This window comes from Streptomyces sp. NPDC096324 (genome assembly GCF_044763015.1).
GTDB lineage: Bacteria > Actinomycetota > Actinomycetes > Streptomycetales > Streptomycetaceae > Streptomyces.
Window position 1 is genome coordinate 678074 of sequence record NZ_JBIWFK010000002.1, and the last position, 25302, is coordinate 703375.

The 25302-nt window shown below is 72.6% G+C and carries 21 protein-coding genes and 1 pseudogene; 13 read left to right on the forward strand and 9 right to left on the reverse strand.

The genetic code is table 11. The annotated features are described in order from the left end of the window. Positions 1-5: 5 nt before the first annotated feature. The 3 genes from ACIQ7M_RS06460 to ACIQ7M_RS06470 are packed head-to-tail and all read right to left on the reverse strand — an operon-like array spanning position 6 to position 2177. On the reverse strand, positions 6-461 hold the full coding sequence (locus ACIQ7M_RS06460; protein WP_355769184.1) for a hypothetical protein: 456 nt from the start codon (positions 459-461) through the stop codon (positions 6-8). Between the two features lie 58 nt (positions 462-519). Continuing rightward, positions 520-1245 (reverse strand): ABC transporter permease subunit, encoded by a 726-nt coding sequence (locus ACIQ7M_RS06465; protein ID WP_403640366.1) that lies wholly within the window; start codon positions 1243-1245, stop codon positions 520-522. A gap of 2 nt (positions 1246-1247) precedes the next feature. Further along, a complete protein-coding gene (locus ACIQ7M_RS06470) occupies positions 1248-2177 on the reverse strand; it encodes an ABC transporter ATP-binding protein (RefSeq protein WP_403640369.1) in 930 nt (309 codons plus the stop codon). A 108-nt stretch (positions 2178-2285) separates the two neighbouring features. Between ACIQ7M_RS06470 and ACIQ7M_RS06475 the strand changes: the two genes are divergently transcribed. The 3 genes from ACIQ7M_RS06475 to ACIQ7M_RS06485 all read left to right on the forward strand — a co-directional run bounded on the left by ACIQ7M_RS06475 (position 2286) and on the right by ACIQ7M_RS06485 (position 5381). Continuing rightward, positions 2286-3449, forward strand: a complete 1164-nt coding sequence (locus tag ACIQ7M_RS06475) for a sensor histidine kinase (RefSeq protein WP_403640372.1) — start codon at positions 2286-2288, stop codon at positions 3447-3449. 14 nt (positions 3450-3463) lie between these two features. Next, a complete protein-coding gene (locus ACIQ7M_RS06480) occupies positions 3464-4126 on the forward strand; it encodes a response regulator transcription factor (RefSeq protein ID WP_355769195.1) in 663 nt (220 codons plus the stop codon). Positions 4127-4223: 97 nt separating this feature from the next. Continuing rightward, positions 4224-5381, forward strand: coding sequence for an ROK family transcriptional regulator (locus tag ACIQ7M_RS06485; RefSeq protein WP_403640375.1), 1158 nt, complete (start codon positions 4224-4226; stop codon positions 5379-5381). 36 nt (positions 5382-5417) lie between these two features. On the opposite strand, the gene ACIQ7M_RS06490 is transcribed toward ACIQ7M_RS06485, so the two are convergent. Together ACIQ7M_RS06490 and sigJ are read right to left on the reverse strand one after the other, a co-directional pair. After that, positions 5418-6179 carry a GntR family transcriptional regulator gene (locus ACIQ7M_RS06490; protein ID WP_403640378.1) on the reverse strand — a complete coding sequence of 254 codons (762 nt, stop codon included), beginning with the start codon at positions 6177-6179 and terminating at the stop codon, positions 5418-5420. Between the two features lie 294 nt (positions 6180-6473). Further along, positions 6474-7358 (reverse strand): RNA polymerase sigma factor SigJ, encoded by an 885-nt coding sequence (gene sigJ / locus ACIQ7M_RS06495; RefSeq protein WP_403640381.1) that lies wholly within the window; start codon positions 7356-7358, stop codon positions 6474-6476. A 124-nt stretch (positions 7359-7482) separates the two neighbouring features. On the opposite strand from sigJ, the gene ACIQ7M_RS06500 reads away from it, so the two are divergent. Both ACIQ7M_RS06500 and ACIQ7M_RS06505 read left to right on the forward strand, forming a co-directional pair. Further along, entirely contained in the window at positions 7483-8136 is a 654-nt protein-coding gene (locus ACIQ7M_RS06500) for an NAD(P)-binding domain-containing protein (protein WP_355769207.1), read from the forward strand. Between the two features lie 251 nt (positions 8137-8387). Continuing rightward, positions 8388-9218, forward strand: a complete 831-nt coding sequence (locus tag ACIQ7M_RS06505) for an alpha/beta fold hydrolase (RefSeq protein WP_403640385.1) — start codon at positions 8388-8390, stop codon at positions 9216-9218. Positions 9219-9389: 171 nt separating this feature from the next. Here ACIQ7M_RS06505 and ACIQ7M_RS06510 read toward each other — a convergent pair. Then, a pseudogene (locus ACIQ7M_RS06510) lies at positions 9390-10283 on the reverse strand (DMT family transporter); the annotation flags it as partial. Between ACIQ7M_RS06510 and ACIQ7M_RS06515 the strand changes: the two are divergent. From ACIQ7M_RS06515 to ACIQ7M_RS06535, 5 genes are all read left to right on the forward strand, one after another. Further along, positions 10274-11797 (forward strand): PLP-dependent aminotransferase family protein, encoded by a 1524-nt coding sequence (locus ACIQ7M_RS06515; protein WP_403640388.1) that lies wholly within the window; start codon positions 10274-10276, stop codon positions 11795-11797. The pseudogene ACIQ7M_RS06510 and the gene ACIQ7M_RS06515 overlap by 10 nt on opposite strands. 240 nt (positions 11798-12037) lie before the next feature. Further along, positions 12038-13633, forward strand: coding sequence for an alkaline phosphatase D family protein (locus ACIQ7M_RS06520; RefSeq protein ID WP_403640391.1), 1596 nt, complete (start codon positions 12038-12040; stop codon positions 13631-13633). A gap of 163 nt (positions 13634-13796) precedes the next feature. Further along, positions 13797-15254: an SWIM zinc finger family protein gene (locus tag ACIQ7M_RS06525; protein ID WP_403640394.1), complete on the forward strand. Its 1458-nt coding sequence runs from the start codon at positions 13797-13799 to the stop codon at positions 15252-15254. Continuing rightward, positions 15251-17914 (forward strand): DUF6493 family protein, encoded by a 2664-nt coding sequence (locus ACIQ7M_RS06530; protein ID WP_403640397.1) that lies wholly within the window; start codon positions 15251-15253, stop codon positions 17912-17914. The genes ACIQ7M_RS06525 and ACIQ7M_RS06530 overlap by 4 nt, the downstream gene beginning before the upstream one ends. A gap of 253 nt (positions 17915-18167) precedes the next feature. Further along, positions 18168-19637, forward strand: coding sequence for a GNAT family N-acetyltransferase (locus tag ACIQ7M_RS06535; RefSeq protein ID WP_403640399.1), 1470 nt, complete (start codon positions 18168-18170; stop codon positions 19635-19637). A gap of 275 nt (positions 19638-19912) precedes the next feature. On the opposite strand, the gene ACIQ7M_RS06540 is transcribed toward ACIQ7M_RS06535, so the two are convergent. Continuing rightward, positions 19913-21127 carry a trans-sulfuration enzyme family protein gene (locus ACIQ7M_RS06540; protein ID WP_403640402.1) on the reverse strand — a complete coding sequence of 405 codons (1215 nt, stop codon included), beginning with the start codon at positions 21125-21127 and terminating at the stop codon, positions 19913-19915. Between the two features lie 60 nt (positions 21128-21187). Here ACIQ7M_RS06540 and ACIQ7M_RS06545 point away from each other — a divergent pair, with 60 nt between their 5' ends. Together ACIQ7M_RS06545 and ACIQ7M_RS06550 are read left to right on the forward strand one after the other, a co-directional pair. Further along, positions 21188-21694 carry an Lrp/AsnC family transcriptional regulator gene (locus tag ACIQ7M_RS06545; RefSeq protein WP_355775773.1) on the forward strand — a complete coding sequence of 169 codons (507 nt, stop codon included), beginning with the start codon at positions 21188-21190 and terminating at the stop codon, positions 21692-21694. 62 nt (positions 21695-21756) lie between these two features. Next, the gene (locus ACIQ7M_RS06550) at positions 21757-23448 is read left to right on the forward strand and encodes a DUF885 domain-containing protein (RefSeq protein ID WP_403640406.1); all 1692 of its coding nucleotides are present in this window, start codon (positions 21757-21759) and stop codon (positions 23446-23448) included. Between the two features lie 66 nt (positions 23449-23514). Here ACIQ7M_RS06550 and ACIQ7M_RS06555 read toward each other — a convergent pair whose 3' ends face one another. Continuing rightward, positions 23515-24030 carry an immunity 21 family protein gene (locus ACIQ7M_RS06555; protein ID WP_403640409.1) on the reverse strand — a complete coding sequence of 172 codons (516 nt, stop codon included), beginning with the start codon at positions 24028-24030 and terminating at the stop codon, positions 23515-23517. A 118-nt stretch (positions 24031-24148) separates the two neighbouring features. Then, positions 24149-24667 (reverse strand): rhodanese-like domain-containing protein, encoded by a 519-nt coding sequence (locus ACIQ7M_RS06560; RefSeq protein ID WP_403640412.1) that lies wholly within the window; start codon positions 24665-24667, stop codon positions 24149-24151. Between the two features lie 187 nt (positions 24668-24854). On the opposite strand from ACIQ7M_RS06560, the gene ACIQ7M_RS06565 reads away from it, so the two are divergent. After that, complete coding sequence (locus tag ACIQ7M_RS06565) at positions 24855-25301, forward strand: Lrp/AsnC family transcriptional regulator (RefSeq protein WP_261704188.1); 447 nt, start codon at positions 24855-24857, stop codon at positions 25299-25301. Position 25302: the final 1 nt, after the last annotated feature.

Below are 25302 nucleotides of genomic sequence, written 5' to 3' on the forward strand. Positions count from 1 at the left end.
CCGTGTCACGGCGGGTCGATGTCCGTGATCACCGCGAGCAGTCTGAACTCCTGGCCCTCCCCGAGTCGGGACACGCCGAGGACGACCCACCGCCCCGTCTCCTCCGCTCGCCACATCTGCGCGTTCCTCATGTGCGCGCCCAGGGAGGCCCAGGGCTCCGGTATGTGCTCGTCGCCCTGCTGGGCGCGCAGGAACACGCCGTCGAGGCTTGTCCACTGCGGCTCCCCCCACCGGTCGGCGAGCCGCTGCGCGAGCGCTTCGCGCAGTGCCTCGTACTGCTCGGCCTCCTCCCGTTCGCCGTGCCGGCCCCCTGCGGAATCTCCGCTCCGCTCCAACTCGACGACATGGAATCCGGGTCCCCCGGGACCGCCGTACGACCCGGCGACCGGCCCGCCGTGCCCCGTGGGAAAGTCCTCGGCGCACAGCCGGTCGATCGTGGCGAGTTGCCGCGCGATGGTCATGACGTCCAGTAAAGCCGCCACCACTGACAATTGGTGAGGCGTCAGGTGGCCACCGTGGTCAGGCGTCCCTGCGCCGGACGCACCAGGCGCCCGCTCCCAGAGCCGCCGCCGTCCACAACGCCGTCACCGCGAGCCCGCTCCAGGGTCCGAGCGCGCCGTCCCACGAGGCGTGCAGAACCGTCTGACCGGCCTTGTCCGGCAGGAAGTCCGCCACGCCGCCCGACGCCGACCCGACGACGAAGGACACGATCAGGAGGAACGGGATCAGGGTGCTCAGGGTGGCGACTCCGCTGCGCAGGACGGCCGCCAGTCCCGCCGCGAACAGGGCCATCAAGGACAGGTAGACCGCGCAGCCCACCACGCCCCGGAGTTCCGCCGTCCAGGTCAGGGCGTCCGCCCGGGACCCGAGCACCGACGTCCCGACCACGAGACTGAGCAGGCCGGTGACCAGGCCGATCCCCAGCGCCGGTACGCCGATCGCCACCGTCTTCGCCAGGAACCAGCGCCCCCGGTCCGGAACCGCGGCCAGCGACACACGGAGCGCGCCGCTCTGATACTCGGCCGAGACCGCCTGGGCTCCGAAGGTGATGGCCGCGATCTGGCCGAAAGTGACACCGAAGAACGTCGAGAACAGCGGGTCGAAATCCGGGCCGTCGGAGTCGTCGAGGCCGGCGAGCGCGGAGAACACGACCGTGGCCAGGATGGTGGCCAGCAGGCCCCACAGGAGCGGGCGCAGGGTCCGGATCTTGATCCATTCCGCGCGGAGTGCGGGTGCGAAGGACATGGTCAGGCCTCCTGAGTCTGGGGCGGGGCGGCGGCGAACTCGGTCTCGGTGGCGGTCAGGTCCAGATAGGCCTGCTCCAACGTGGCTTCCTCCGCGGCGAGTTCGAGGATGGAGAGGCCCGCGGCCGAGGTGAGGCGCCCGATGTCCTCCAGCCGTGCGTCGTGCGCGGTCCAGCGGCCCTCCTCGTCCTCGACGGCCTTGATGCCGTGTTCCGCGAGCAGGCCCCCCAGCGCGCGGCTGTCCGTACTGCGCACCCGGACGCGGGGCTGCACGCGCGCGTCGATGAACTCACGCATCGGCATGTCGGCCAGCAGTCTGCCGCGGCCGAGGACGACGAGTTGATCGGCGAAGGAGGCGGTCTCGTTCATGAGGTGGCTGGAGACGAGGACGGTGCGCCCCTCCCGGGCCAGCCGGCGCAGCAACTCCCGGATCCAGATGATCCCTTCGGGGTCCAGCCCGTTCGACGGTTCGTCCAGGAGCACCACGGGCGGGTCGCCGAGGAGGGCGGCCGCGATGCCCAGACGCTGACGCATGCCCAGGGAGTACGTCTTCACCCGGCGCCGGGCCACTTCGGCGAGCCCCGTCTCCTCCAGCACCTCGTCGACCCGGCGTTCGGGGATCCGGTTGGTGGCGGCGAGCGCCCGCAGGTGGTTCCGGGCGGTCCGCGATCCGTGGGCCGCTCCCGCGTCGAGGAGGGCGCCCACCTTCCGGAGCGGTTCGTCGAGCGTCGCGTACGTGCGGCCGCCGATGGTCGCGGTGCCGGAGGTGGGCCGGTCCAGGCCCAGCACGAGCCGCATGGTGGTGGACTTTCCGGCACCGTTGGGGCCGAGGAATCCGGTGACACGGCCCGGGAGAACGCTGAAGGTCAGTTGGTCCACGGCGCGCTTGCCGCCGTACTCCTTGGTCAGGTCTTGGACGTCGATGCTGGTCATGGGCCCAGCCTGGCCGCCGTCGGCCGCCGTTCGCCTCCCCCGTGGGTGGAGATCGTCTCCCCCGCCCGGGGGAGGTCCGTTGTCAGTGCCCGCTGGCAGGATGGCGCAATGGCCCGATTTCTGCGCCCGCTGCTGTGGGGGACGACGTACACGCGTTTGCTGCACCTGTGGGTGCCGATGCTGTTCGTCAGCGTGTGGCTGTTCATCGACATGACGAGGCCGTGGGTACCCGCGCTGATGCTCATTCCGCTGGGGCTGTTCCCGGCCGTCCGGCGGGGCGAGGGGGTGCAGGCCCGGTACATGCTCGCGCCGGGCGAGCGGGGCGGCGAGGACACGGCGTTCTCGGTCGCTCCCTCGGCCGGCCTGAAGGACCGGTGGCGGACCGTGCTCTGGCTGGAGGCGCGCCTGCTGCTGAGCGTGGCGACCTCCGTGGTCACCGTGTGGCTGCCCATGTTCGCCGTCGACCTCACGCGAGCGGCCCTCGGCCACTGGCCGTCCGGCGACCCCGTGATCCGGCTCCTGGACCCGCACTGGAGCTGCGCGCTGCTCATTCCCCTGCCCCTGCTCGCCCTGTACGGCGCGGTGGTCGGCCTGGGCGAGCTGACCACGGCGCTCGCTCGGCGGCTCCTCGGTCCCTCCCCCACCGAGCGGCTCGCCGCGCTGGAGGAGCGCACCGAGCAACTCCTGGAGCGCAATCGCATAGCCCGGGAGCTGCACGACTCCATCGGCCACGCGCTCACCGTCGCGGTGGTGCAGGCGGGCGCCGCGCGCGCGGCCGGCGACCCGGCGTTCACCGCCCGTGCCCTGACCGCCATCGAGGAGACCGGACGAGCCGCTCTGGAGGACCTGGAGCGGGTGCTCGGGGTGCTGCGCGAGTCGGAACGCCCGGCGAGCGGCCGCCCCACGCTGACCGACGCCGACCGGCTGCTGGAGTCGGCGCGCACCTCGGGGGCCAAGGTGGACGCCGAGGTGACGGGTCCCTTGGAGACGGTGGCCGGTCCGGTGTCCAGGGAGGGCTACCGCATCCTCCAGGAGTCGCTCACCAACGTGCTCCGGCACGCGGGAAGCGTCCCGGTGCGGGTGCGTATCGATGTCAGGGACGGCGCGCTCTCCCTGGAGGTCCGCAATCCGCTGCCGGACGGCAGAGTGGTGGCCGGGCGGGGCAGTGGTCTGCGCGGCATACGGGAGCGGGCCGCGCTGCTCGGCGGCAGCGCCCGGACGGGCCCGCACGAAGGTGACTGGCAGGTGCATGCAGAGTTGCCGTTGCACTGATCTACGCTGGCCGGATGCCGGTCACCGTTCTGCTCGTCGACGACGAACCCCTCGTACGCGCGGGACTGCGCGCCGTTCTGGAGGCGCAGCCCGACATCGAGGTCGTCGGTGAGGCCGCCGACGGCGCCGCCGTGATCCCGCTGGTCCGGCGGTTGCGGCCGGACGTGGTCGCCATGGATGTCCGGATGCCCCTGATGGACGGCATCGAGGCCACCCGCGCGCTGCTGCGGACGGTCGCGGACCCGCCCAAGATCCTTGTGGTGACGACGTTCGAGAACGACGAATACGTCTACGAGGCGCTGCGCGCGGGAGCCGACGGGTTCCTGCTGAAGCGGGCGCGGCCGGCCGAGATCGTGCACGCGGTGCGGCTGGTGGCCGAGGGCGAGTCCCTGTTGTTCCCCGCCTCCGTACGGCAGTTGGCGGCCGACTACGGGGAGGGCGGGGCCAGTCCGGCTGCGCGGGCGGCCATGGAGCGGGCCGCGCTGACCGAGCGCGAGGCGGACGTGTTGCGGCTGATGGCCCGGGGGATGTCCAACGCCGAGATCGCCGGGCGGCTGATCGTCGGCACGGAGACGGTCAAGTCGCACGTCAGCTCCGTACTGGCGAAGCTGGGGGCCCGGGACCGCACTCAGGCGGTCATCGCGGCCTACGAATCGGGGTTCGTGGCGCCGGGCTGACGGCGGCCCGCGGACCGAAAGGGTCCCCGGCCCTCGCCGGGGTCCCCCACGACGAGTACGATCCGGCCAACACGCGTACAAGCTGGGAGGACGGACGTTGGGGCAGTTGACCGGCGGGGATCCCTCTCTGCTGCGACGGATCAATTCCGCGGTGGTCCTGCACGCCTTGCGTGCCACGGACTGCGCGACCCTCACCGAGATCACCCGGGTGACCGGACTGTCGCGGCCGACGGTCGAAGGGGTCGTCGAGGGGCTCATCGAGAACGGCCTCGTCGTCGAGAAGGCGGCCGAGGAGGGTGCCACGCGGCGCCAGGGGCGTCCGGCGCGCAGGTTCCGGTTCCGGGCCGAGGCGGGGCATCTGCTGGGCCTGGAGATCGGCCCGCACCGCGTCGCGGCGCTGCTCGCGGACCTGGACGGGCGTGTGCTGGGCGCGATGGCCAAGGACGTGGACGAGAGGGCGTCCGCCGACGAGCGGCTGGAGCGCCTGCGGGTGGCGGTCGCCGAACTGCTGCGCAGGGCGGGTGTCGCCCGCAGCTCCCTGCGCGCGGTGGGTGTGGGCAGCCCCGGGATCGTGGAGGCGGACGGCACCGTACGCCTGGGCACGGCGCTCCCGGAGTGGACGGGTCTGCCGCTGGGCGAGCGGCTCAGCCGTTCCTTCAAGTGCCCGGTGCTGGTGGAGAACGACGCCAACGCGGCGGCGGTCGCCGAGCACTGGAAGGGCGCGGCGACCGAGTCCGACGACGTCGTGTTCGTCCTGGCGGGACTCAGCCCGGGCGCCGGCGCGTTGATCGGCGGACGGCTGCACCGGGGGTTCGGCGGCGCGGCCGGTGAGATCGGCGCGCTGCATCTGCTGGGCCGTGACGTCACCCCCGAGACCCTGCTGTCGACGACGGACGAGCCGTTGCACCCGCTCGACGAGCAGGCCGTCGCCAAGGTGTTCACGCTGGCCAAGGACGGCGACCAGCGGGCGCGTGCGGCGGTCGAGCGCTTCATCCAGCGGCTGGTGCACGACGTGGCGGCCCTCGTCCTCGCCCTGGACCCCGAGCTGGTCGTCATCGGTGGCTGGGCGGCCGGCCTGGACGGCGTACTGGAGCCGCTGCGCAGGGAGTTGGCGCGCTACTGTCTGCGTCCGCCCAAGGTGGCCCTCTCGATGCTGGGGGAAGCGGCGGTCGCGACGGGTGCGCTGCGGCTGGCCCTCGACCACGTGGAGGAGCAGTTGTTCGCGGTCGAGGGAACCGTGACCGCGCGCCGCTGAGGCACGAGCGACGCGCGGTTCGGGCCGGACGACGGCTCAGGAGGCGCGGCGCTCCGGGTCGTGATGGATCTCCACGCCGCCCGAATCACCGAACGTGAGCCGGCAGGTGTCGGCGCGGTACGTGGCCACGGAGACCGCCGCGGTGCGCCCCTCGGCGAAGAAGCGGGTCGTGACGACGAGAACGGGCGCCCCGGGAAGGCGGTCGAGCTCCTTGGCGTCGTCCGCGCGGGCCGAGCCCAGCTCGACGGCACGGTCCTGGCCTTCGAGCTCCAGGCGCTGGAGCTCGCGCAGCACGGCACGCGCGCGTGCGGCGCCCGAGGGCGTGTCGATCGCCGACAGGTCCGGCACGGAGGACGCCGGAATGTACAGGAGCTCGGCGGCGACGGGCTGGCCGTGCGTCGCCAGGGAGCGGCGCACGATGTGCACCGGCTCGCCGTCGGCGATCTCCAGGAAGCCGGCCACCGGCGCGGGGGGCGCCGCCATCGCGCAGTCCGCGGCGTGCCAGGCGTCACCGGTCGCCCCCGGCCACACATGCTGCTCGGTTCCGACGGCCACACCCACACGCGGGGGCGCGACGGTGGTGCCCACCCCGCGACGGCGTTGCAGCCGGCCTTCGAGTTCGAGCTGTTCGAGTGCCTGGCGAAGGGTCGCCCGGGCGACACCGAACCGGGCCGCCAGATCACGTTCGTTGGGCAGGATCTCGCCCACCGTGAACTCGGAGTCCAGTGCTTCGCTGAGCACGGTCCTGAGGTGCCAGTACTTCGGCTCCGGCACCGATTCCAACTGCGTGGTCCCCACCCTGTCCTCCGCAATCGCCGTGGCCCGGCGGCGTTTTAGCGCCCTTGTTTATTAAAGGTTCCTGCACTATCCGCGACGATAGGGCCGCCCCCACCCTTGGTCAAGACCAATCCTCGAACCCTTACGGACCGCACAGGCGCCCCGCCGCGGAGCGTTCACGGGGTGTTCTCGCCGGGCGACGTTCGTGACACAACGCCGAAAGCCCCCGTACAAAGACGGGGGCTTCCGCTGTCCTGTGATGTCCTGTGATGCCTCGGAGGGGCGTTCGCCGGTGGCCAGGAGCTGTCGTTCGGTTCACGCGGCGGGGATCGACACCAGCTTCTCCGGGTTGCGCACGATGTAGACGCACTGGACACGCCCGTCCGCGACGTCCAGTTGGATGATGCTGTCGGGCTTGCCCCCCGACAGCGCGAGCACCGCGAGACCGCCGTTGACCTCGAGGAAGCGCAACGACAGGCCGGACGCGCCCTTCTTGGTGACGCCGACGACGAACCGGCCGACCTTCTCGGCGCTGTCGAGGACGCGCAGCGGTGCCTGGGCGAGGCCGCCGCTGTCGCCGATGAGCCGCGCCTCCGGTGCCAGCAGGGACATGAGCCCCTCCAGGTCGCCCTCGGCCGCCGCGGCGAGGAACCGCTCGGTGAGGTCCCGGCGTTCGGCCGGGTCCACCTCGTAGCGCGGCCGCCGTTCCTCCACGTGCTTGCGGGCCCGCCCGGCGAGTTGACGCACCGCCGGCTCGCCCCGGTCGAGAACGGCGGCGATGTCGGCGTACGGATAGCCGAACGCCTCGCGCAGGACGAACACCGCGCGTTCCAGCGGTGACAGGGACTCCAGGACCACGAGGACGGCGAGCGAGACGGAGTCCGCGAGGACGGCTCGCTCGGCGCTGTCGGGCGCGGTGTCGCCGAAGTCGGTGATGTACGGCTCCGGGAGCCACGGTCCGACGTAGGCCTCTCGACGCGACTGGACCTGGCGCAGCCGGTCGATGGCGAGCCGGGTCGTGACACGGACCAGGTAACCGCGCGGCTCACGCACGTCCGACCGGTCCTCGGCGGACCAGCGCAGCCACGCGTCCTGCACGACGTCCTCCGCGTCGGCCACTCGCGCGAGCATGCGGTACGCCACGCCCATCAGTACGGGGCGGTGTTCCTCGAAGACATCGGTCGCCGTGTCGATTGCCACCGCACCATCCCACCCGACACATTCCCGGGTGTCCAGGCGAAACAGCCGGGCGAAACAGCCGCCCCGGAGCACAATGGCCGCGGACCGCCGGTGGCCGACGGTCCCGACAACGGGAGGAACGACGATGCGATACGGGGTACTGGGCACGGGCGACGTGGGGCGCGCCCTCGCCGGCAAGCTGGTCGAACTGGGCCACGAGGTCTGCCTGGGTTCGCGTACGAAGGACAACACGGCGGCCGTCGAGTGGGCCGAGAGCGCGGGTCCCACGGCCCATCACGGCACCTTCGCGGACGCGGCGGCGTTCGGCGAGGTGGTCCTGAACGCGGTCGGCGGGCGGGTCGCGCTCACCGTGCTGCGGTCGGCCGGGGCGGAACACCTGGACGGCAAGGTGGTGTTGGACGTCTCCAATCCCCTGGCGTTCGAGGACGGCGAGCTGCGGCTGTCTCCGGTGGAGTCGGACAGCGTGGGCGAGCAGATCCAGCGGGAGTTCCCGGGGACCCGTGTGGTGAAGAGCCTCAACACCGTCAACTGCCAGGTGATGGTGGACCCTTCCAGGGTGCCGGGCGAGCACCAGATCTTCGTCTCCGGTGACGACGAGGACGCCAAGGAGCAAGTGACGGCGCTGCTCGGAGAGTTCGGCTGGCCCGCGGAGCGCGTGTTCGACCTCGGGGGCATCCGGACCGCGCGGACCGTGGAGATGTACGTGCCGCTGTGGGTCAAGCTCATGCAGGGCATCGGGCACGCGGACTTCAACATCGAGGTGCGCGGGGCGCGCTAGCGCCCGGCCACGGGGCCGCGGAACAGGGGAACCCCGGACGCGGCGGACATGGGGCGCGGGCATCCGGTCGGCGCCGGGTGCCCGCGCCCGGCCCGGCTCCACGGTCCCCGTCTGGGGGGTGCCCGGCATCAGGTGACGGGGCTCGGATGCCGGCGCGGGTTTCGTGACGGCTCGGGGCTACCCGTCGGTAGCAGTTGCTGACAAGCTGTCTACGAGATGGTTCGTCACGGCTTCAGACGAGGAGCAGCCCCATGTCCGACACGGTCACCGTCACCCTCCCCTCACCGCGCGGCCCGAAGGCGGTCACCGTGTCCTACGCGCGCGAGGGCACCGGCGAACCGCTGCTCCTGCTCCACGGCATCGGCCACCACCGCCAGGCCTGGGACCCGGTCATCCCCATCCTCGCCGCCGAACGCGACGTCATCGCCGTCGACCTCCCGGGCTTCGGCGCGTCCCCGGCGCTGCCCGACGGACTCACCCACGACCTGTCGACGGTGGTGCCCCTGCTCGGCGCGCTGTGCGAGGCGCTGGAGATCGGGCGGCCGCATGTCGCCGGCAACTCGCTCGGCGGGCTGCTGGCCCTGGAACTTGGCCGCGAGAAGCTCGTACGGTCCGTCACCGCGCTCTCACCCGCCGGCTTCTGGTCGCCGGTGGAGCGGCGGTACGCCTTCGGCCTGCTGATCGCCATGCGCCAGACGGCCCGCCGCATGCCCCTCCCGGTCATCGAGCGGCTCTCCCGCTCCGCGGCCGGGCGGACCGTGCTGACCAGCACCATCTACGCCCGGCCCGCCCGCCGTTCACCCGACGCGGTCGTCGCCGAGACCCTCGCGCTGGCCCACGCGGAGGGATTCGCCGACACGCTCCGGGCGGGTACGAACGTCCAGTTCACGGACGACATCCCGACGCTCCCCGTCACCGTGGCCTGGGGAACCCGCGACCGACTGCTGATCCGCCGCCAGGGCGTCCGGGCCAAGCAGATCATTCCGCGGGCGCGGCTGGTGCGGCTGCCCGGCTGCGGCCACGTCCCGATGAACGACGACCCGGCGCTCGTCGCCCGCGTCATCCTCGACGGAAGCCGCTGAGCCGTCCCGGATGACGGCGCCCGAGGGGACTTGGGCGGCAGCGGTCGAACTGTCCTCCAGGGCAGCGGAGTTCACGCCGTCCCGGGGCACGGTCTTCTTGCGGCCCCTTTCGGCGGCCCGGTGACCGCGCCCGAGGACGACGCTCAACGCGCCTGACCCGAGGGCGACTCCGGCCCCCACGAGGGCGCTGCCCACGGCCTGCGCGATCCCGTAGGCGCCGGTGCCCACGAGCGGCGCCGTACAGGCGGCGGAGACCGGGATGAGGCCCGAGAAGAGCGTGGCGCGCTCCGCGCCGATGCGCTGTACGCCCATGTACCAGCAGACGAAACCGACGACCGTGACGACCGCCGCCTGCCACAGCAGCGCGGTCGCCTCGGTGACGTCGGGCATCCGCAGCCACGCTCCACGGCCGGTGATCACGCCGACCAGCGCGGACTCGGCGGCGGCGACGGCGCACACCGTGGCCGACAGGAGCCGCGGGCCGAGCGGACGCAGTACCGGTACGGCGAGTACGGCGAAGCCGGCTTCCCCGGCCAGTGCGCCCAGGGAGCAGGCGATGCCGGCCGCGTCCGTGCGGCCCCATCCCTGAACGGCGAAGGCGCCGAGAGCGACGAGCGACGCCCCGTACAGGACGCGGCGTCGTGGACGGCGGCCCTCCTGAAGCGGTACGAGCACCGCGACGACGACGGGGGCGCAGCCCACGAAGACGCCGGGGACCGCCGGTTCGGCCGTGCGCTCGGCGGCGAGCACCGCGAGGTTGAAACCGACCATGCCGACGGCCGCGATCAGCGCGAGTCTCCCCCACTGGCGGGCCGTGAGCCGCCGCAGCGGGGCGGCGCCGCCCCGGCCGACGAGGGGCAGCAGAAGGACACAGGCGAGGCCGTAGCGCAGGAACTGGCCGCCCGCGTACGGATAGTGGCCCAGCACGCTGTTGGCGGTGAAGGAACCTCCGACGAGGACACAGGCGAGGGCGGCGAGCAGCGCGCCCCGGGTGGTGGTGGCGTTCATGACGGTGACGCTATGAACGGGCGTGGCCCGGATTAAGGTCCACTTCCATGACGTCATCGGGGACCAATCGCGGAGAAGCGTCGCGTCCCGCTCCGACAGCACCGCCCGCGGCTCCGGCGCATCCGGCAGGTCCGACCGGATCGGCGCCCTCGTGGACCGCCGCCTGGGAACTGCTCCTGCCGGCCGCGTCGGCTCCGGCACGCGCGCGTGGACGCACCCTTCAGGCCGCGCTGCGCGAGGCGGTCCGCTCCGGGCGGCTCGCTCCCGGCACCCGGCTGCCGTCCGCCCGCGAGCTGGCCGGGGATCTCGGCGTGTCGCGGGGGCTCGTCACGGAGGCGTACGAGCAGTTGACCGCGGAAGGGTATCTGCGCAGTGACCGCGGGTCCGGCACCTGGGTCGGCGGCGCGGTGCGGGCCGTCGGCCCCCGCGCGCGTGACCGCGCCCCGCGGGCGGCCGGAGTACGGGCCGACTTCGTCGCGGGAAGCCCCGACCTGTCTCTGTTCCCGCGCTCCGCCTGGGCCGCCGCGCACCGGGGAGTCCTGGCCGAACTGCCCCACCAGGCACTCGGTTACCCGGACCCGCGTGGTCTGCCGCGACTCCGGACGGCCCTGGCCGGACTCCTCGTACGTCGCCGGGGTGTGGTCGCGGACCCGGAACGCGTCATCGTGGTCTCCGGCGTCGCCCAGGCGATGACACTGCTCGGATTCGCCCTCCACGCGCGCGGGACACCCCGCGTGGGCGTCGAGCGTCCCGGCAGTCCGGAACTCGGCTCGCTGTTCGCCTCGGCCGGCGTCGGCACCGTACCGCTGCCGCTCGACGACGACGGTCTCGCGGTCGCTCCGCTCGAAGCCTCCGGTCTACGGGCCCTGGTGACCACGCCCGCTCACCAGTTCCCGACGGGGATCGCGTACTCGGCACGGCGTCGCGCCGAACTCCTCGACTGGGCGCGGTCCGTGGACGGGCTGGTGATCGAGGACGACTACGACGGTGATTTCCGCTACGACCGTGCCCCGGTGGGTGCCCTCCAGGGGCTGGACCCCGAGCATGTCGCGTACACGGGCTCGGTCAGCAAATCGCTCGCTCCGGGGCTTCGGCTCGGCTGGCTCCTCGTCCCGGCGTCCCACTTCGAGGAGGTCGTCGAGCGCAAGCGCACCATGGACCTCGGCAATCCGGTCCTCGACCAGGCGCTGCTGGCCCGTTTCGTCGAGCGCGGCGACTACGACCGGCATCTGCGCCGCTGCCAGCGCGCGTACCGGGAGCGGCGTGACGTCCTGGTCGCGGCCCTGGAGGACCATTTCCCCGGTACGGAGGTCTCCGGAATCGCGGCCGGTCTGCACGTCGTGGCCGCACTGCCCGGCCGCTTCGGGCCACCGGACCTGTTCCTGGAACGGACCGCCGCGGCCGGGGTCGTTGTCCGGCCGACGGCCCACTACGGAGCGACGGCCGTGGACGGCGTACGGCTCGTGCTGGGGTACGCCCATCTGCCGCCCGCGCGGATACGGGACGGCGTGCGGCTGATGGCGGAGGCCGTACGCGGCCGGGGCGCACCTGACGGGTCGACGACGCCCTGAGGCGTCCCCGGCCGGGGGGGCGGGTACGGGTGGCTCCTGGCCAACGCGGTGACGCGAACGGCCCGGCCGGTTCGGCTCCGCAGACACTTCCGCGGACGGCTCCGTGGACGGCACCGCACGCGCCATCACGATTCCCCGTGTCTCATGGCCGGTTGTTCACCCGTGGTTTGCGTGGGCGCTGCGGCGTACCAGTAGGTGTGGCTCTGCACACTGGCCGAATCCGTCCCCGGAGGCGTATCCATGTCGCACCGCCCGTTCCGTTCGTTCCCCGGCCGCCGCAGCGTGCTGCGCGGCTCGCTGGCCGCGTCGGCGGCACTGGCCCTGCCCACCACACTCGGCTCGGCGCCGGCGTTCGCCCTGTCCGGCCGGCCGAGGGCGGGCTGGGGCGTCCAGGCCGGCGACGTGACCACCGACTCCGGCCTGGTGTGGGTGCGCTCCGACCGGCCCGCGCGGATGATCGTCGAGACCTCGGCGACCGCGTCGTTCCGAAACTCCCGCAGATGGCACGGTCCGCTGCTCGGCGCGGACACGGACTTCACGGGGACCACCCGGCTGCACGGGCTGCCGTCCGGCGAACAGATCCACTACCGCGTCCTGCTCGCCGACCCGGACGACCCGCGGCGCACCGGCGAGCCGGTGAGCGGAACGTTCCGTACGGCTCCGCGCGGGCGGCGCGGCGGTGTGCGCTTCCTCTGGTCGGGCGATCTTGCGGGGCAGGGCTGGGGCATCAACCCGGACATCGGCGGCTACCGCATCTTCGACGCGATGGCCCGGCTCGATCCCGACTTCTTCCTGTGCAGCGGCGACAACATCTACGCCGACGGCCCGGTCGCCGCGACGGCCGCGCTCCCCGACGGCGGCACCTGGCGGAACATCACGACCGAGGAGAAGTCCAAGGTCGCCGAGTCGCTGGCGGAGTTCCGCGGCAATTTCCGCTACAACCTGCTCGACGAGAACCTCAAGCGGTTCAACGCCCAGGTGCCTTCCGTCATCCAGTGGGACGACCACGAGGTGCGGAACAACTGGTACCCCGGTGAGGTGGTGGCCACCACGGACACGCGGTACACGGAGAAGAGCGTCGACGTCCTGGCGGCGCGGGCCCGGCGCGCGTTCGGCGAGTACTTCCCCGTGTCGACCCTGCGGCCGGACGACAGGGACGGACGCGTGCACCGGGTCATGCGTCACGGCCCGCTCCTGGACGTGTTCGTCCTCGACATGCGCACCTACCGCGACGCCAACTCCCCCGACAACCAGACCACGGATCCGCAGGGCATCCTCGGTGCCGCACAGCTGGAGTGGCTGAAGCGCGAGCTGTCGCGTTCGCGGGCCGTGTGGAAGGTGATCGCCGCGGACATGCCGCTCGGCCTCGTCGTGCCGGACACGACCGAGGGACAGCCGAACATCGAGGCCGTGGCGCAGGGCGACCCGGGCGCGCCGCTCGGACGCGAACTCCAACTGGCCGAACTGCTGCGGTTCATCAAGCACCGGCGGATCACGGGCACCGTGTGGCTCACCGCCGACGTGCACCACACCTCGGCACAGCACTACCAGCCGTCGCGGGCCGCGTTCACCGACTTCGAACCGTTCTGGGAGTTCGTCTCCGGCCCCCTGAACGCCGGGGCCTTCCCGGCGAGCGCGCTGGACAACACGTTCGGTCCGGAGCGGGTGTTCGTGAAGGCTCCCGTCGCCTCGAACGTCTCGCCCGCGGGCGGCTACCAGTTCTTCGGCGAGGTCGACATCGACGGCGACAGCGGCGAGCTGAGGGTACGCCTGCGCGAACAGGACGGGACCGTGCTGTTCACGCAGGTGCTCCAGCCGGGACGCGTGGGCCAGTAGGAAAACCCGGTCCGCCGTGCCCCGTACGCCGTGCCCGCGCGCCGGTCCCACCCCGGCCGCCCGGCACGGCGGACCCACCCCGTGACGTCCCGTCCCGTCGGCCCGGCGGGCAAGTCGTTGCAGGTCAGAGGCGATTGTCAGTGGTCGCCTCTACGGTTTTTGCATGACGCGATCTTTGCAGGCCGTGGCCTACACCCGACCCTCCGCCCTGGAGTCCGTGCCCGGTGGGCGGCGGCTGGGTCTCGAGACCTCGCGGGGCTCGACGCCCACGGGGATCGAGGACCATCCGCGGTTCTTCGCGGGCTTCCTGACGTCACCTCAGGTGGCAGCAGCGGGTCTGCTGGCGGTGGCCGATGTCGCCGCGACGCGTTACTACCAGCCGCAACTGCGGGCGTCCCTCGACCCGGTGGTCACGGGCAACGGTGACCGTCTGCGGTTCGAGTCCTTCTCCGGCTGCGGCGGGGTGTACGCGCGTCTTGACGTGCTGACACCGGGCCTCGACGGCGCCGAGATCGGGCACGGGACGACGAACGTCGACGTCAACAACCCGCTGCGCGAGGCCCTCTCCCGCATCGGCACGGACGATCCGCTGCACCTTCGGGTGGGCCCGGACGAGATGGCCGTGACCACGCTGGACGGACCGGTGGTGGAGAAGAAGGTGCCGTTGCCCGACCGCTGGCTGCGGGGATTCGCCGAGGCCCAGGTGACGGCGGCCGGATTCGACCTGCGGGCCGAACTGCCCGCGGCCGAGGCCGTGCGGTTCCTGCGCTCGCTCCCGCGCGGCGCGGCGCGCGGCAGGCCGGGCGGCCCTCAGTGGGTGGTGCCCGCGGGCCGGGGACTCCGTCCGACCACCCGGCCGGTTCCGGGAGCCGTCTGCCTGCCCGGACCCGACCGGCTGATCGCTCTCCAGCGGGTGTTGCGCCATGCGACGGCCCTGCGCGTGTACGGTCCGCCGGTCACCGGCGACGCCGCCGCCGTGGCCGGTGCATGGGAAGCCGTCCTCCCCGGAATGCGGCTGACGCTCACGCTCTCGCCGGACGCGTCCCGGGGCTTCTCCGGAGAGGGTGGGGTGCTGGACGCCCTCTCCACCGACGAGGCGGCCGAGGACGCCGAGCTGATCGCGGTGCTGCTGGCGTGGGAACCCCGCGTCGACGTGGGTGACCTGGCCGCCGCCTCCGGCCTGCCGGCCGAACGCGTGAGAGCCGCCCTGGTCCGGCTGGGCACATCGGGGCGCGTGGGCTACGACACCGCGGAAGCCGCGTACTTCCATCGGGAACTGCCCTACGACGCGGGGCGGGTCGAGCGGCACAACCCGCGCCTGCGGTCGGCCCACGCCCTCGTCTCCGCGGGCGCGGTCGCCCTGGACGGGGCCATCGGCACGGTGACGGCGGACGACGGGCATGTGCACCGGGTCCGCGACGACGCGGGAACGCTGAGCTGTTCCTGCCTGTGGTGGGCGAAGTACCGGGGCGGCCGCGGGCCGTGCAAGCACGCTCTGGCGGTACGGATGGTGCGGCGGGGCGCCCGCGTCGAACACGGAGACGGGCACGAGGCGGCCCCGGCCGCCGGGCAATGCGGGAAATTCCAGGAAGTTGCGTTCGACGGGGGCGATGGACGATGAGTGACGAAGCACTGCTGAAGGCGGTACGGGCGGGGCGGACGGTCGAGGCCGCCGGGCTCCTGGACGGGATGACCGATGCAGAACGCCGGTCCTGCCTGCCCGCGTTGAAGGAGCTGCGCAAGGAGTTGCGGTCCGCGCCGTGGAACGCGGCGTCCCGCGTGGCCTGTCCCGCGCTGCACGCGGCGGGCGCGGCGTGTCACACGGGCGCCGCCGGCGCGGCGACCTGGATCGCCGGCGTCGACATGCGCTGGTCCCAGGCCTCCCCCGGTGTCCTGCTCCACGTCCTGGGCGACCGCGAGTCCGGCTGGCTCGCCGATCTGACGCACCGGCTCGCCGCCCGGCCGACGACGTCCCGGGTTCCGTTCGCCCTGCTGTCGGGGCTGGTGAGCCTGTCCGGCTGCGCGGTTCCGACGACCGACGCCTATGTCCAGGGCTGGTTGGAGCACATCGGCGCCTCCTGGCACAGCGGAGACACCGTGGCACAGCGGCTGCGCAAGGAGCCACATCTGTCCGTGCTGATCACCGCGCTCTTCGAGTCGCTGGAGGTCACGAGCCGGATCGCCTGGCTGTGGGGCGACGGACCGGGGAGCTGGTCCGACGCCCTCGCGGAGCTGGCCGAGGAGGGCATCCTCGACCGCGAGGTCCTGGTGGACGCCTGTGTCGGGCGCCTGCTGCGCGGGGGCGCACCGGCCGACCAGCGGATGTTCCTGCGGCTGCTGTCGTCCCTGGCGCCGACGCGTGACGAGGAACGCGAGCGCACCGCCGACTGGACGGCGCTCGCCTGCCAGGGAGTGCCGGCCGTCGCCTGGCACGCGCAGTCGGTGCTCGCCTCTCTCGCGCTGGACGGCGAGTTGACGCCCCGGCAGCTCGCCGAGATGTCCTCGGGTGTGCTGTTCCGTACGGAGAAGAAGCTGGTGCGCGCCCAGCTCGTCCTGCTGGGGAAGGTCCTCAAGCGTGATCCGTCCGCCGCCGGCGTGCTGCTGCCCGCGGCGGCGGAGGCCTTCGGTCACGAGGACACGGAGGTGCAGGAGCGTGCGCTGAAGCTGGTGGAGCGCCATGCCGGCGCCCTCCCCGACCCGGACGAGGCGCGGGCTCGACTCGAAGACCTCAGCGCCGACTTGAGCCCGGGGCTGCGGCTGCGGGCGCGGCGCGCCCTCGGCATCGAGGCTCCGGGCTCCGCTTCGACGGTCCAGGAGGAGGTACTGCCGCCGGTTCCGGAGCGGGAGCGGCTGGCGGCGGCACCGGAGTCGGCGGCCGAACTGGCCGAGGAGGTCGGCGCGATCATGGCCTCCGGTGGTGGGGTCGCCGCGTTCGAGCGCGCCCTGGACGGCCTGGTCCGCCATGCTCACCGTGACCGGGACGCGCTGGTGGAGGCCCTCGGCCCCGTGGTCGCGCGCTGCTGGTGGAAGGACCGCGATCCGAGCTACCCGGTCGTGGACCGAAGCTTCCGTGAATCGGCGCAAGGTCTAGAAGTCGTCCTGGCGGCCCTGTTCGAGGGGGTCGGCATGGCCACGCTCCATGCGGCGGTGCAGCAGGGACCGGCGAGCGGGAACTGCCATCACGGCGCGCTGTCCCGTGCCCTCGACGCTCGCCTGTGGGAGGCGGCCTACCGTCTCCGCACCGAACCGATGCCGTTCCTGCTGGCCACTCCCACCTGGGACAGCGGGCTGCTGGAGCCGGACGAACTCGTGGAACGCCTCACCGAGTACCGACGGCTCGACGCCCGGCCGGGAACGGCCGACTTCGCGCAGGCGCTTCTGCGCGTGCGGCGCGACGACGCCGTGACGGCGGCGGCCGCCGCGACGCGGGCCCGTGCCCTCGGCAGCCCGGAGGGATACCGCCTGGCCCAGTGGCTCACCTCCGAAGCGCCGCCGCTCCCGACGATCCGCCGACGGACCTCGGGCCCCCGCGTCCTGTTGGAACTGGGCGAGCTCGAAGAGATACAGGGCCTGTTCCCCAGGGAGTTCCGGCCGCTGGGCCGCCCCCTCACGGCGTTCAAGGACCGCTCGTACTGCTGGCACTGGGACGGCACGCACCGGCAGTACTGGCCCGCCGTCCTCCCGGGACGCCGGGAACTGGTGGCGGCGCGTCTCCTGAGCGACTTCGGCACAGCCGCGGTGGACGACGGCCGTATGCACACCGCGGTGCTGCCGCTGCTCGCCGAGGCCGACGGCACGGCGGGTGAAGCACTGCATCTGTGCGTGGCCTACGGGCTCGGAGCCCGGCATCCAGAGGACCGGCTCGCCGCGGTGGACGCCCTGCTGGTCCTCGCCGCCCGGGGACAGCTCGACGCCGGGCGGCTCGGCGCGGACCTCGGGGAACTGGTGCTCAGGGGCGCGCTGAAGAAGTCCCGGCTGGCCGAGTCGATACGCACGGCGGCGGCCACGGGTGCGCACGCCACGGTCTGGTCGGTGCTGCGGGCTCTGCTGCCGGCCCTGCTCGCCGATCTCGCCGCCGACGGTGTGGGCGGCGGCGCGGGCAGCGGCGCGGTCCGAGGGCTCGGTGAGCTGCTGGCCATCGCCGCCGACTGCGCCGAGCGGGCCGGGGCACACGGTGATCTCGCGCATCTCGCCGGCACCGCCGAACGGCAGGGCTCGTCCAGGGTGGTGACCCAGGCCCGACGGCTGCGGACCGCGCTGACCCGGGAGGCGGTTGCCTGACGCAAGGAGCCGTTGCCTGACGTGGGGAGCCGCCGCCCGATACGGGGAGTCGCCGCCCCGCGCCGGAAGGTCCCGTCTCAGGGCCGGCGGTGGTCCGGCGGCCCTGACCAGGTGGGCAGCCAGGTCTCGCGTTCGAGGCAAAAGACCCGTAAAAAGAACTGCAAATCGGACAGAATGACACTTAACCGATCAGTCACAAGCCGTTCGTGATCACGCAACACCATTCCTTCACAGTGACTGTATGACTCCAGACATGTCTGATGTGACGCGTGCGAAGCACGGACGGCCCGTTCACCACTGGCGACGGGACGTCGTCGAACTCGCCGCGCTGTTCACGGCCGTGGCGGTCGCGGACGGAGTGGCCAACCTGATCGGGCACGGGCCCGACGGTCCCGCGCTGCTGGCGATCTCGGCGGTGTTCCTGGTCGCCACGGCCGGATTCCACACATGGTGGGCACGCCACCACGGTCACGCTCCGCCGACGAGCGATACCGGCGCCCGGCCGCCCTCGGACGGGCGAACGGGCGAGCCCTCCGGGGCGGACGCGACGGCCTCCACGCCCCTGCCGGTCGTGGAGGCGACCGTGCTGCTACGGATGCGGACGACGGTGAAGGACGCGCCGGGTTCGCTCGCCGCGCTCTGCACGGCGCTCGCGGAGCGCCAGGTCGACATCCTGAGCCTCCAGACACACCCGCTGGCCGACGGAACGGTCGACGAGTTCCTGCTGCGCGCGCCCGCCGAGCTGGCCACCGCCGAGATCACCCGCAGCGTGGCGCAGGCCGGCGGCACATCGACCTGGATCGAGCGGGCCGACGCCCACGACCTGGTGGACGCGCCGACCCGGGTGCTCGGCCTGGCCACCCGTACGGCCCTCGACGCCTCCGAACTTCCCCTCGCGTTGCGGCAGTTGCTCGGCCGGTGCACGATCCGCTCGCTGCCCGCGACCTCCCCCGTCTCCGGCCGGGCGACGCAGGGAGCTCCCGTGGAGGGGGCACTCGAGGACACGGTGATGCGGCTGCGCGCGCCGGAGGGCGGTGTGATCACGGTGGAGCGGCCGTATCTGCCGTTCACGCCGACCGAGTTCGCCCGGGCGCGGGCGCTGGTCGAACTGGACGCCCGGCTCGGCCCGCGCGTTCCGCGCGGACAGGACATGCTGACGCTGCCCGAGGGCAACGCGATCACCGTGCGGCGCGCGGACGTCTCGGACGTCGAGGCCGCCAAGGCGATGCACGAGCGCTGCTCGCCGCGGACGCTGAGCATGCGGTACCACGGCCCCGTCGGGGACGCGGACCGGTACCTCAACCACCTGCTCAGCCCCAGTTTCGGGCGCACTCTCGCGGTGCGTACGGCGTCCGGCAGGATCGTCGGGCTCGGTCATCTGCTCTGGGACGGCGACGAGACGGAGGTCGCGCTGCTCGTCGAGGACGAATGGCAGCGGCGCGGAATCGGCATCGAACTGCTCGGCCGCCTGGTGGCGATGGCCGTCGAGGCCGGCTGCGCGAGCGTGTACGCCGTGACGCAGGCGTCGAACACCGGCATGGTGGCCGCCATGCGCGGCCTCGGCCTCCCGCTCGACTACCAGATCGAGGAGGGCACCCTGGTCATCACCGCCCGCCTGGACACGCCACCGGTGACGTCGCCGTACGCCGAGCGCCACGGTCACGGCCGGCGCGGAGCGGCGACGGAGACGGGCGGTCCCGGAACAGGAAACCGCCGCGGCTAGCCCGAACACCTTCGGTTCCATCGGCCACCACCCAACCGCCGAACACGCCTGGAGCCACCGACAGCACAGCACAGCACCGGCCACCGGCGCCCCGCGCCGATACCACCGATGCCACCCCCACATCCCGGCGCCACCGGCCACCTGCCACCGGAACCGCCGATACCGCGTCAAGCGCCCCGGCGCGACCGGCACATCCCCCAACCAGGGAGCGCCCCGGCACCATCAGGTGCCGGGGCGCTCCCTCCCCCCGTTCCCCCGGTCCGTTCCCCCGGTCCTCACTCCCCGCCGTGGAACCCCAGGGCCGAGTCCAGGTCGGACCACAGGTCGTCCACGTCCTCCAGGCCCACCGACATGCGCAGCAGACGGTCGCTGACGCCCGCGTCGCGGCGGTCCGCCGTGGGGACGATGCGGTGGCTTATCGAGGCAGGGTGCTGGATGAGGCTGTCGACACTGCCGAGGCTCACGGCGGGAGTGATCAGCCGGACTCCGGCGATGACGTCGTGCGGGTCGCCGTGCACCTCGAAGGCGATCATGGCGCCCCCGATGCGCGGGTAGTGGACGCGGGCGACGCGCGGATCGTCGGCGAGCCTGCGGGCGAGCTCCGCGGCGTTCGAGGACGCGGCCCTGACCCGGACGGGCAGGGTCGACAGGCCGCGCAGCAGCAGATAGCCGGCCAGCGGATGCAGGACGCCGCCCGTCGCGAACCGCACCTGGCGCAGCTTCCGCGCCAGCTCCTCGTCGCACGCGACCACACCGGCCATCACGTCCCCGTGGCCGCCCAGGTACTTGGTGGCGCTGTGCAGGACCAGTCGCGCGCCGTGCTCGGCGGGGCGTTGCAGCACGGGGGTGGCGAAGGTGTTGTCGGCGAGGAGCGGGACCGTCCCGCAGGAGTGCGCCACGGCGCGGAGGTCGAGTTCCGCGAGCGTCGGGTTCGCCGGGGACTCGACCATCACGAGGCCGGTGTCGGGCCGCAGCGCGTCGGCGATCCCGGCCGGGTCGACCCAGGTCACCTCGGTGCCGAGCAGCCCGGCCGTCAGGAGGTGGTCGCTGCACCCGTACAGCGGACGGACGGCGACGACATGGCGCAGGCCCATCGCGTTGCGTACGAGGAGGACGGCGCTCAGCGCGGCCATGCCGCTCGCGAAGGCGACCGCGCTCTCCGTGCCTTCGAGGCGCGCGAGGGCCGTCTCGAAGCGGGCGACGGTCGGATTGCCGAGGCGGGCGTAGACGGGCGGGCCCTCGGGTTCGGCGCCGTCGGCCGCGAAGGCGTCGATCCGCGCGGCCTCGCCGCGGCTGTCGTACGAGGGGTACGTGGTGGACAGATCGATCGGGGCCGCGTGCAGCCCCAGGGCCGCCAGATCCTCCCGGCCGGCGTGCACGGCTTCCGTGGCGAGTGCCCTGGCCGGAGCCGTGATGACCTGGCGGCCGCTTCCGCTCAGGTCGTCGTGCGCGTCCTGCGCGCCCTGCGTGTCGTACACAACGGAGTCCATGCGCCGAAGCCTGAACACCGGGCGGGCTTTCGGCGGCGGATCCCGTGTTACGTTCGCGCCATGGCCGATTCTGTCGTACTCGATCCGGTGGATCTTCATCTGTTGCGGCTGCTGCAGAACGACGCACGGACGACCTACCGCGATCTCGCGGCTCAGGTCGGCGTCGCGCCGTCGACCTGCCTCGACCGGGTGACCCGGCTGCGCCGGGCGGGAGTCATTCTCGGCCATCAGCTGCGGCTGGACCCGGCGAAGCTCGGACGGGGTCTGGAGGCGCTGCTGTCCGTGCAGGTCCGGCCGCACCGCAGGGAGCTGGTGGGGCCCTTCGTCGACCGCATCCGGGTGCTGCCGGAGTCGCGGACCGTCTTCCATCTGACCGGCCCCGACGACTACCTCGTGCATGTCGCGGTCGCGGACATGGCGGATCTGCAGCGGCTGGTGCTCGACGAGTTCACCTCTCAGCGCGAGGTGGCACGGGTCGAGACGCGGCTGATATTCCAGCAGTGGGACTGTGGTCCGCTGCTGCCGCCGGCCGCGACGGGCCCGTCGTCCCCGGCCAAATCCGGGTGACGCGGTCACAAGCCCGGTTGAGCGGGCTGACGCGGCGCCCGTGCCCGTATGAGGATGTGCGCATGTCAGAGACGAAGAACCCGCTGCCCCGCGAGGTCGCCGACGCGTACGTCGACGAGCTCATCGCCCTCGACCCGGTCCTCGGCACCTATCTCGGTGTGAAGGAGAGCCACAGCAGGCTTCCCGACAACTCGCCCGCCGGCCAGGAGGCCGTCGCCGAGCTGGCACGGGTGACCCTCGCCCGGCTGGAGGAGGCGGAGCGGCGGCCGGGCGCGGAACGTGACATCGAGCGCCGTTGTGCCCGGCTGCTGCGTGAGCGGCTCACCGCCGCGCTCGCGGTCCACGAGGCCGGCGAGGGCCTGCGGGCGGTCGGCAATCTGCACACACCGGTGCACTCGGTCCGCCAGGTCTTCACCCTGACACCCACGGAGACCGGCGAGGACTGGGCCACGGTCGCGCAGCGGCTGCGCGCGGTACCGGACGCGCTCGCCGGTTACCGGGAGTCCCTCGCGCTGGGGCTCGACCGCAAGCTGTACGCGGGACCGCGGCCGACCGCGACGTTCGTCGAACAACTCACGGAGTGGTCGGACACGGACGGAGCGGGCCTCGGCTGGTTCGAGGACTTCGTGTCGGCGGGCCCCGACTCCGCACGCGAGGAGCTGGACGCGGCGGCGCACACCGCGACGGAGGCCGTGATCGCCCTGCGGGACTGGATGCGCGACGTGTACGCGCCCACGATCGAGGGCGCGCCGGACACCGTGGGCCACGAGCGGTACGCACGGCTGGCGCGCTACTTCAACGGTACGGATCTCGACCTCGACGAGGCGTACGCGTACGGCTGGGCCGAGTACCACCGTCTCCTGGCCGAGATGCGGACCGAGGCCGAGAAGATCCTGCCCGGCGCGGCCACGCCCTGGGTCGCCCTCGCGCACCTCGACGAGCACGGCCGGCACATCGAGGGCGTCGACGAGGTCCAGCAGTGGCTCCAGGCGCTGATGGACGAGGCGATCGCCGCCCTGGACGGCACGCACTTCGAACTCGCCGAGCCGGTGCGGAAGGTGGAGTCCCGCATCGCGCCGCCCGGCGGTGCGGCGGCCCCGTACTACACCGCCCCTTCGCAGGACTTCTCGCGACCGGGCCGCACCTGGCTGCCCACGATGGGGCAGACCCGCTTCCCCGTCTACGATCTCGTCTCGACCTGGTACCACGAGGGGGTGCCCGGCCATCACCTCCAGCTCGCGCAATGGGCGTACGTCGTCGACGACCTGTCCCGCTACCAGGCCACCGTCGGCCAGGTCAGCGCCAACTGCGAGGGCTGGGCCCTGTACGCGGAGCGGCTGATGGACGAGCTCGGCTTCCTCACGGACGCGGAGCAGCGGCTCGGCTATCTCGACGCGCAGATGATGCGGGCCGCCCGGGTCATCGTCGACATCGGCATGCACCTGGAGCTGGAGATCCCCGCCGACTCCCCCTTCCACCCGGGCGAGCGGTGGACTCCGGACCTGGCGCAGGAGTTCTTCGGCGCGCACAGCAGCCGGCCGGCCGACTTCGTGGAGAGCGAGCTGACCCGCTACCTCACGATGCCCGGCCAGGCCATCGGCTACAAGCTCGGCGAACGCGCCTGGCTGCTGGGCCGTGCGAACGCGAAGAAGCGCCTTGGTGACGCGTTCGACGCCAAGGCCTGGCACATGGCCGCCCTGTCCCAGGGTTCCCTGGGCCTGGACGACCTGGTGGACGAGCTCTCCCGGCTCTGACGGGCCCGCGCGGCGGCCGGCTCGCGGCCGCCGCGCACGTCACCGGGGTGGCTCGGCGTCAGGGCGTCAGGGCGTCAGGCGGCGTAGTTGGACGAGTCCGACCCACGTCTCGGGTCCCGGTTCGACGTGGGCCGCGCGAACCCCGTACCGGCCCGGTTCGAGCGTCACCCGCAGGTGATCCGTGCTTCCGGAGGCGGTGCCGGGCCAGGCGGCGTCGAACAGGACGACGGGGCCGGGCACCGTCCACTCCACTTCCGGCTCCCACCTGGCCTGTGACAGGGCCGCCGGGACGAGGGCGAGCAGTTCGTCCTCGGAATCGGCGGCGCACCAGCGGACGAAGGCGCCGTGCTCGGGGAGGTAGGCGGTCGAGGCGGGTTCGTCGCCGAGGACCAGGGCCCTGGTGTCGCCCACGGGCAGGAGCCCGATGAACCCGTCGACGTCACAGGCCCGGTCGTAGTCGCAGGACATGTCGTCACCGTCGGCCCCCGACCAGAACGGGAGAACCGTCTCCGGTATCGCTATGAGGGGTCCGCCGCCCGACTCCACCCACTGGACCGCACCGGGGTCCGCGTATCTTGGCATGCGCAGAAGTTACACGGCACACGTCCGCCTCCCCAGGACAGGCGGCCTCCGGGAAACGGAATCCGGACACCGCGGGAACACGGGGGCCGACACGTCGGTCCGCCCCCGTCGCCCTGGGTCAGCAGCCGCAGTCCTCCGCGTCCACGGGTGCCGTCAACGGGTCCTCGGCGCGGCGCTCACGGCCCTGCCAGGTCTCGAACTCGAAGCCCTCGCGCGCCCAGTACTCGAAGCCGCCGAGCATCTCCTTGACCTGGAAGCCGAGTTCGGCGAGGGCGAGGGCCGCGCGGGTCGCGCCGTTGCATCCGGGTCCCCAGCAATAGGTGACGACCGGCACCGACTTGTCCAGAAGCCGTTCGGCCTGTTCGGTGATGAGCGCGGTGGGCAGGTGGACCGCGCCCGGGATGTGCCCCTGGTCCCACGACGCGGTGGAACGGGAGTCGAGGACGACGAACCCGGGGTCGCCGCCGGCCGCGAGGGCCGCCGCCACGTCGGACACGTCCGCGTGGAACGCGAGGCTCGCGCCGAAGTGGGCGGCGGCCGCGGCCGGCGACGCCGGCGGCACCCGCAGGACGGGGTTAGTCGTCGGCGTGGAACCGGTCGCCGTGTTCTTCGTGATGCCCTCGGCAGTCGCCGTCATGGCCTGGCCTTTCCGTGAACCGTGGTCCCGCCGGACGGATGCCGCCCTTGCCACCCCGGTGCTTCCTCCGCACCTCACCCCGCGGGACTTCCCGACCAGAAATCTACGGGCGCCGGCCTGCGGCCTGAAGTGGTGATCCACGGTGGTGCTGTTGATCGGCCGGGGATTCTCCTGGTATTCATCGGGGATGACCGCGTATTCCCCGGACGCCACCGACTGGCGCATCCTCGACGTCCTCCAGCGCGAGGGCCGGTCCAGCTTCGCCGAGCTGGCACGGGCCGTCTCCATGTCCGCCAGCGCGGTCACCGAGCGGGTGCGCCGCCTGGAGGAGGCGGGTGTCATCCAGGGGTACGCGGCCGTCGTGGACCCCGAGAGTCTGGGGCTGCCGATCCTGGCGTTCGTCCGGCTCAGATACCCGAACGGCAACTACAAGCCGTTCCACGATCTCGTCGAGGTGACACCCGAGATCCTGGAGGCGCACCACGTCACGGGCGACGACTGCTTCGTCATCAAGGTCGCCGCCCGGTCGATGGGGCATCTGGAGACGGTGTCGGGCAAGATCGGCACGCTCGGGTCGGTGACGACGAGCGTCGTCTACTCCTCACCGCTGCCGCGCCGTCCGCTGGGCCACTAGA

Coding starts and splice junctions, on each gene's coding strand:
- ACIQ7M_RS06460 (WP_355769184.1), bottom strand. CDS start 461: ATGACCATCGCGCGGCAACTCGCCACGATCGACCGGCTGTGCGCCGAG.
- ACIQ7M_RS06560 (WP_403640412.1), bottom strand. CDS start 24,667: ATGACGGCGACTGCCGAGGGCATCACGAAGAACACGGCGACCGGTTCC.
- ACIQ7M_RS06470 (WP_403640369.1), bottom strand. CDS start 2,177: ATGACCAGCATCGACGTCCAAGACCTGACCAAGGAGTACGGCGGCAAG.
- ACIQ7M_RS06525 (WP_403640394.1), top strand. CDS start 13,797: ATGACGCGATCTTTGCAGGCCGTGGCCTACACCCGACCCTCCGCCCTG.
- ACIQ7M_RS06500 (WP_355769207.1), top strand. CDS start 7,483: ATGCGATACGGGGTACTGGGCACGGGCGACGTGGGGCGCGCCCTCGCC.
- ACIQ7M_RS06530 (WP_403640397.1), top strand. CDS start 15,251: ATGAGTGACGAAGCACTGCTGAAGGCGGTACGGGCGGGGCGGACGGTC.
- ACIQ7M_RS06540 (WP_403640402.1), bottom strand. CDS start 21,127: ATGGACTCCGTTGTGTACGACACGCAGGGCGCGCAGGACGCGCACGAC.
- ACIQ7M_RS06535 (WP_403640399.1), top strand. CDS start 18,168: ATGTCTGATGTGACGCGTGCGAAGCACGGACGGCCCGTTCACCACTGG.
- ACIQ7M_RS06550 (WP_403640406.1), top strand. CDS start 21,757: ATGTCAGAGACGAAGAACCCGCTGCCCCGCGAGGTCGCCGACGCGTAC.
- ACIQ7M_RS06520 (WP_403640391.1), top strand. CDS start 12,038: ATGTCGCACCGCCCGTTCCGTTCGTTCCCCGGCCGCCGCAGCGTGCTG.
- ACIQ7M_RS06555 (WP_403640409.1), bottom strand. CDS start 24,030: ATGCCAAGATACGCGGACCCCGGTGCGGTCCAGTGGGTGGAGTCGGGC.
- ACIQ7M_RS06545 (WP_355775773.1), top strand. CDS start 21,188: ATGGCCGATTCTGTCGTACTCGATCCGGTGGATCTTCATCTGTTGCGG.
- ACIQ7M_RS06505 (WP_403640385.1), top strand. CDS start 8,388: ATGTCCGACACGGTCACCGTCACCCTCCCCTCACCGCGCGGCCCGAAG.
- ACIQ7M_RS06465 (WP_403640366.1), bottom strand. CDS start 1,245: ATGTCCTTCGCACCCGCACTCCGCGCGGAATGGATCAAGATCCGGACC.
- ACIQ7M_RS06515 (WP_403640388.1), top strand. CDS start 10,274: ATGACGTCATCGGGGACCAATCGCGGAGAAGCGTCGCGTCCCGCTCCG.
- ACIQ7M_RS06480 (WP_355769195.1), top strand. CDS start 3,464: ATGCCGGTCACCGTTCTGCTCGTCGACGACGAACCCCTCGTACGCGCG.
- ACIQ7M_RS06565 (WP_261704188.1), top strand. CDS start 24,855: ATGACCGCGTATTCCCCGGACGCCACCGACTGGCGCATCCTCGACGTC.
- ACIQ7M_RS06475 (WP_403640372.1), top strand. CDS start 2,286: ATGGCCCGATTTCTGCGCCCGCTGCTGTGGGGGACGACGTACACGCGT.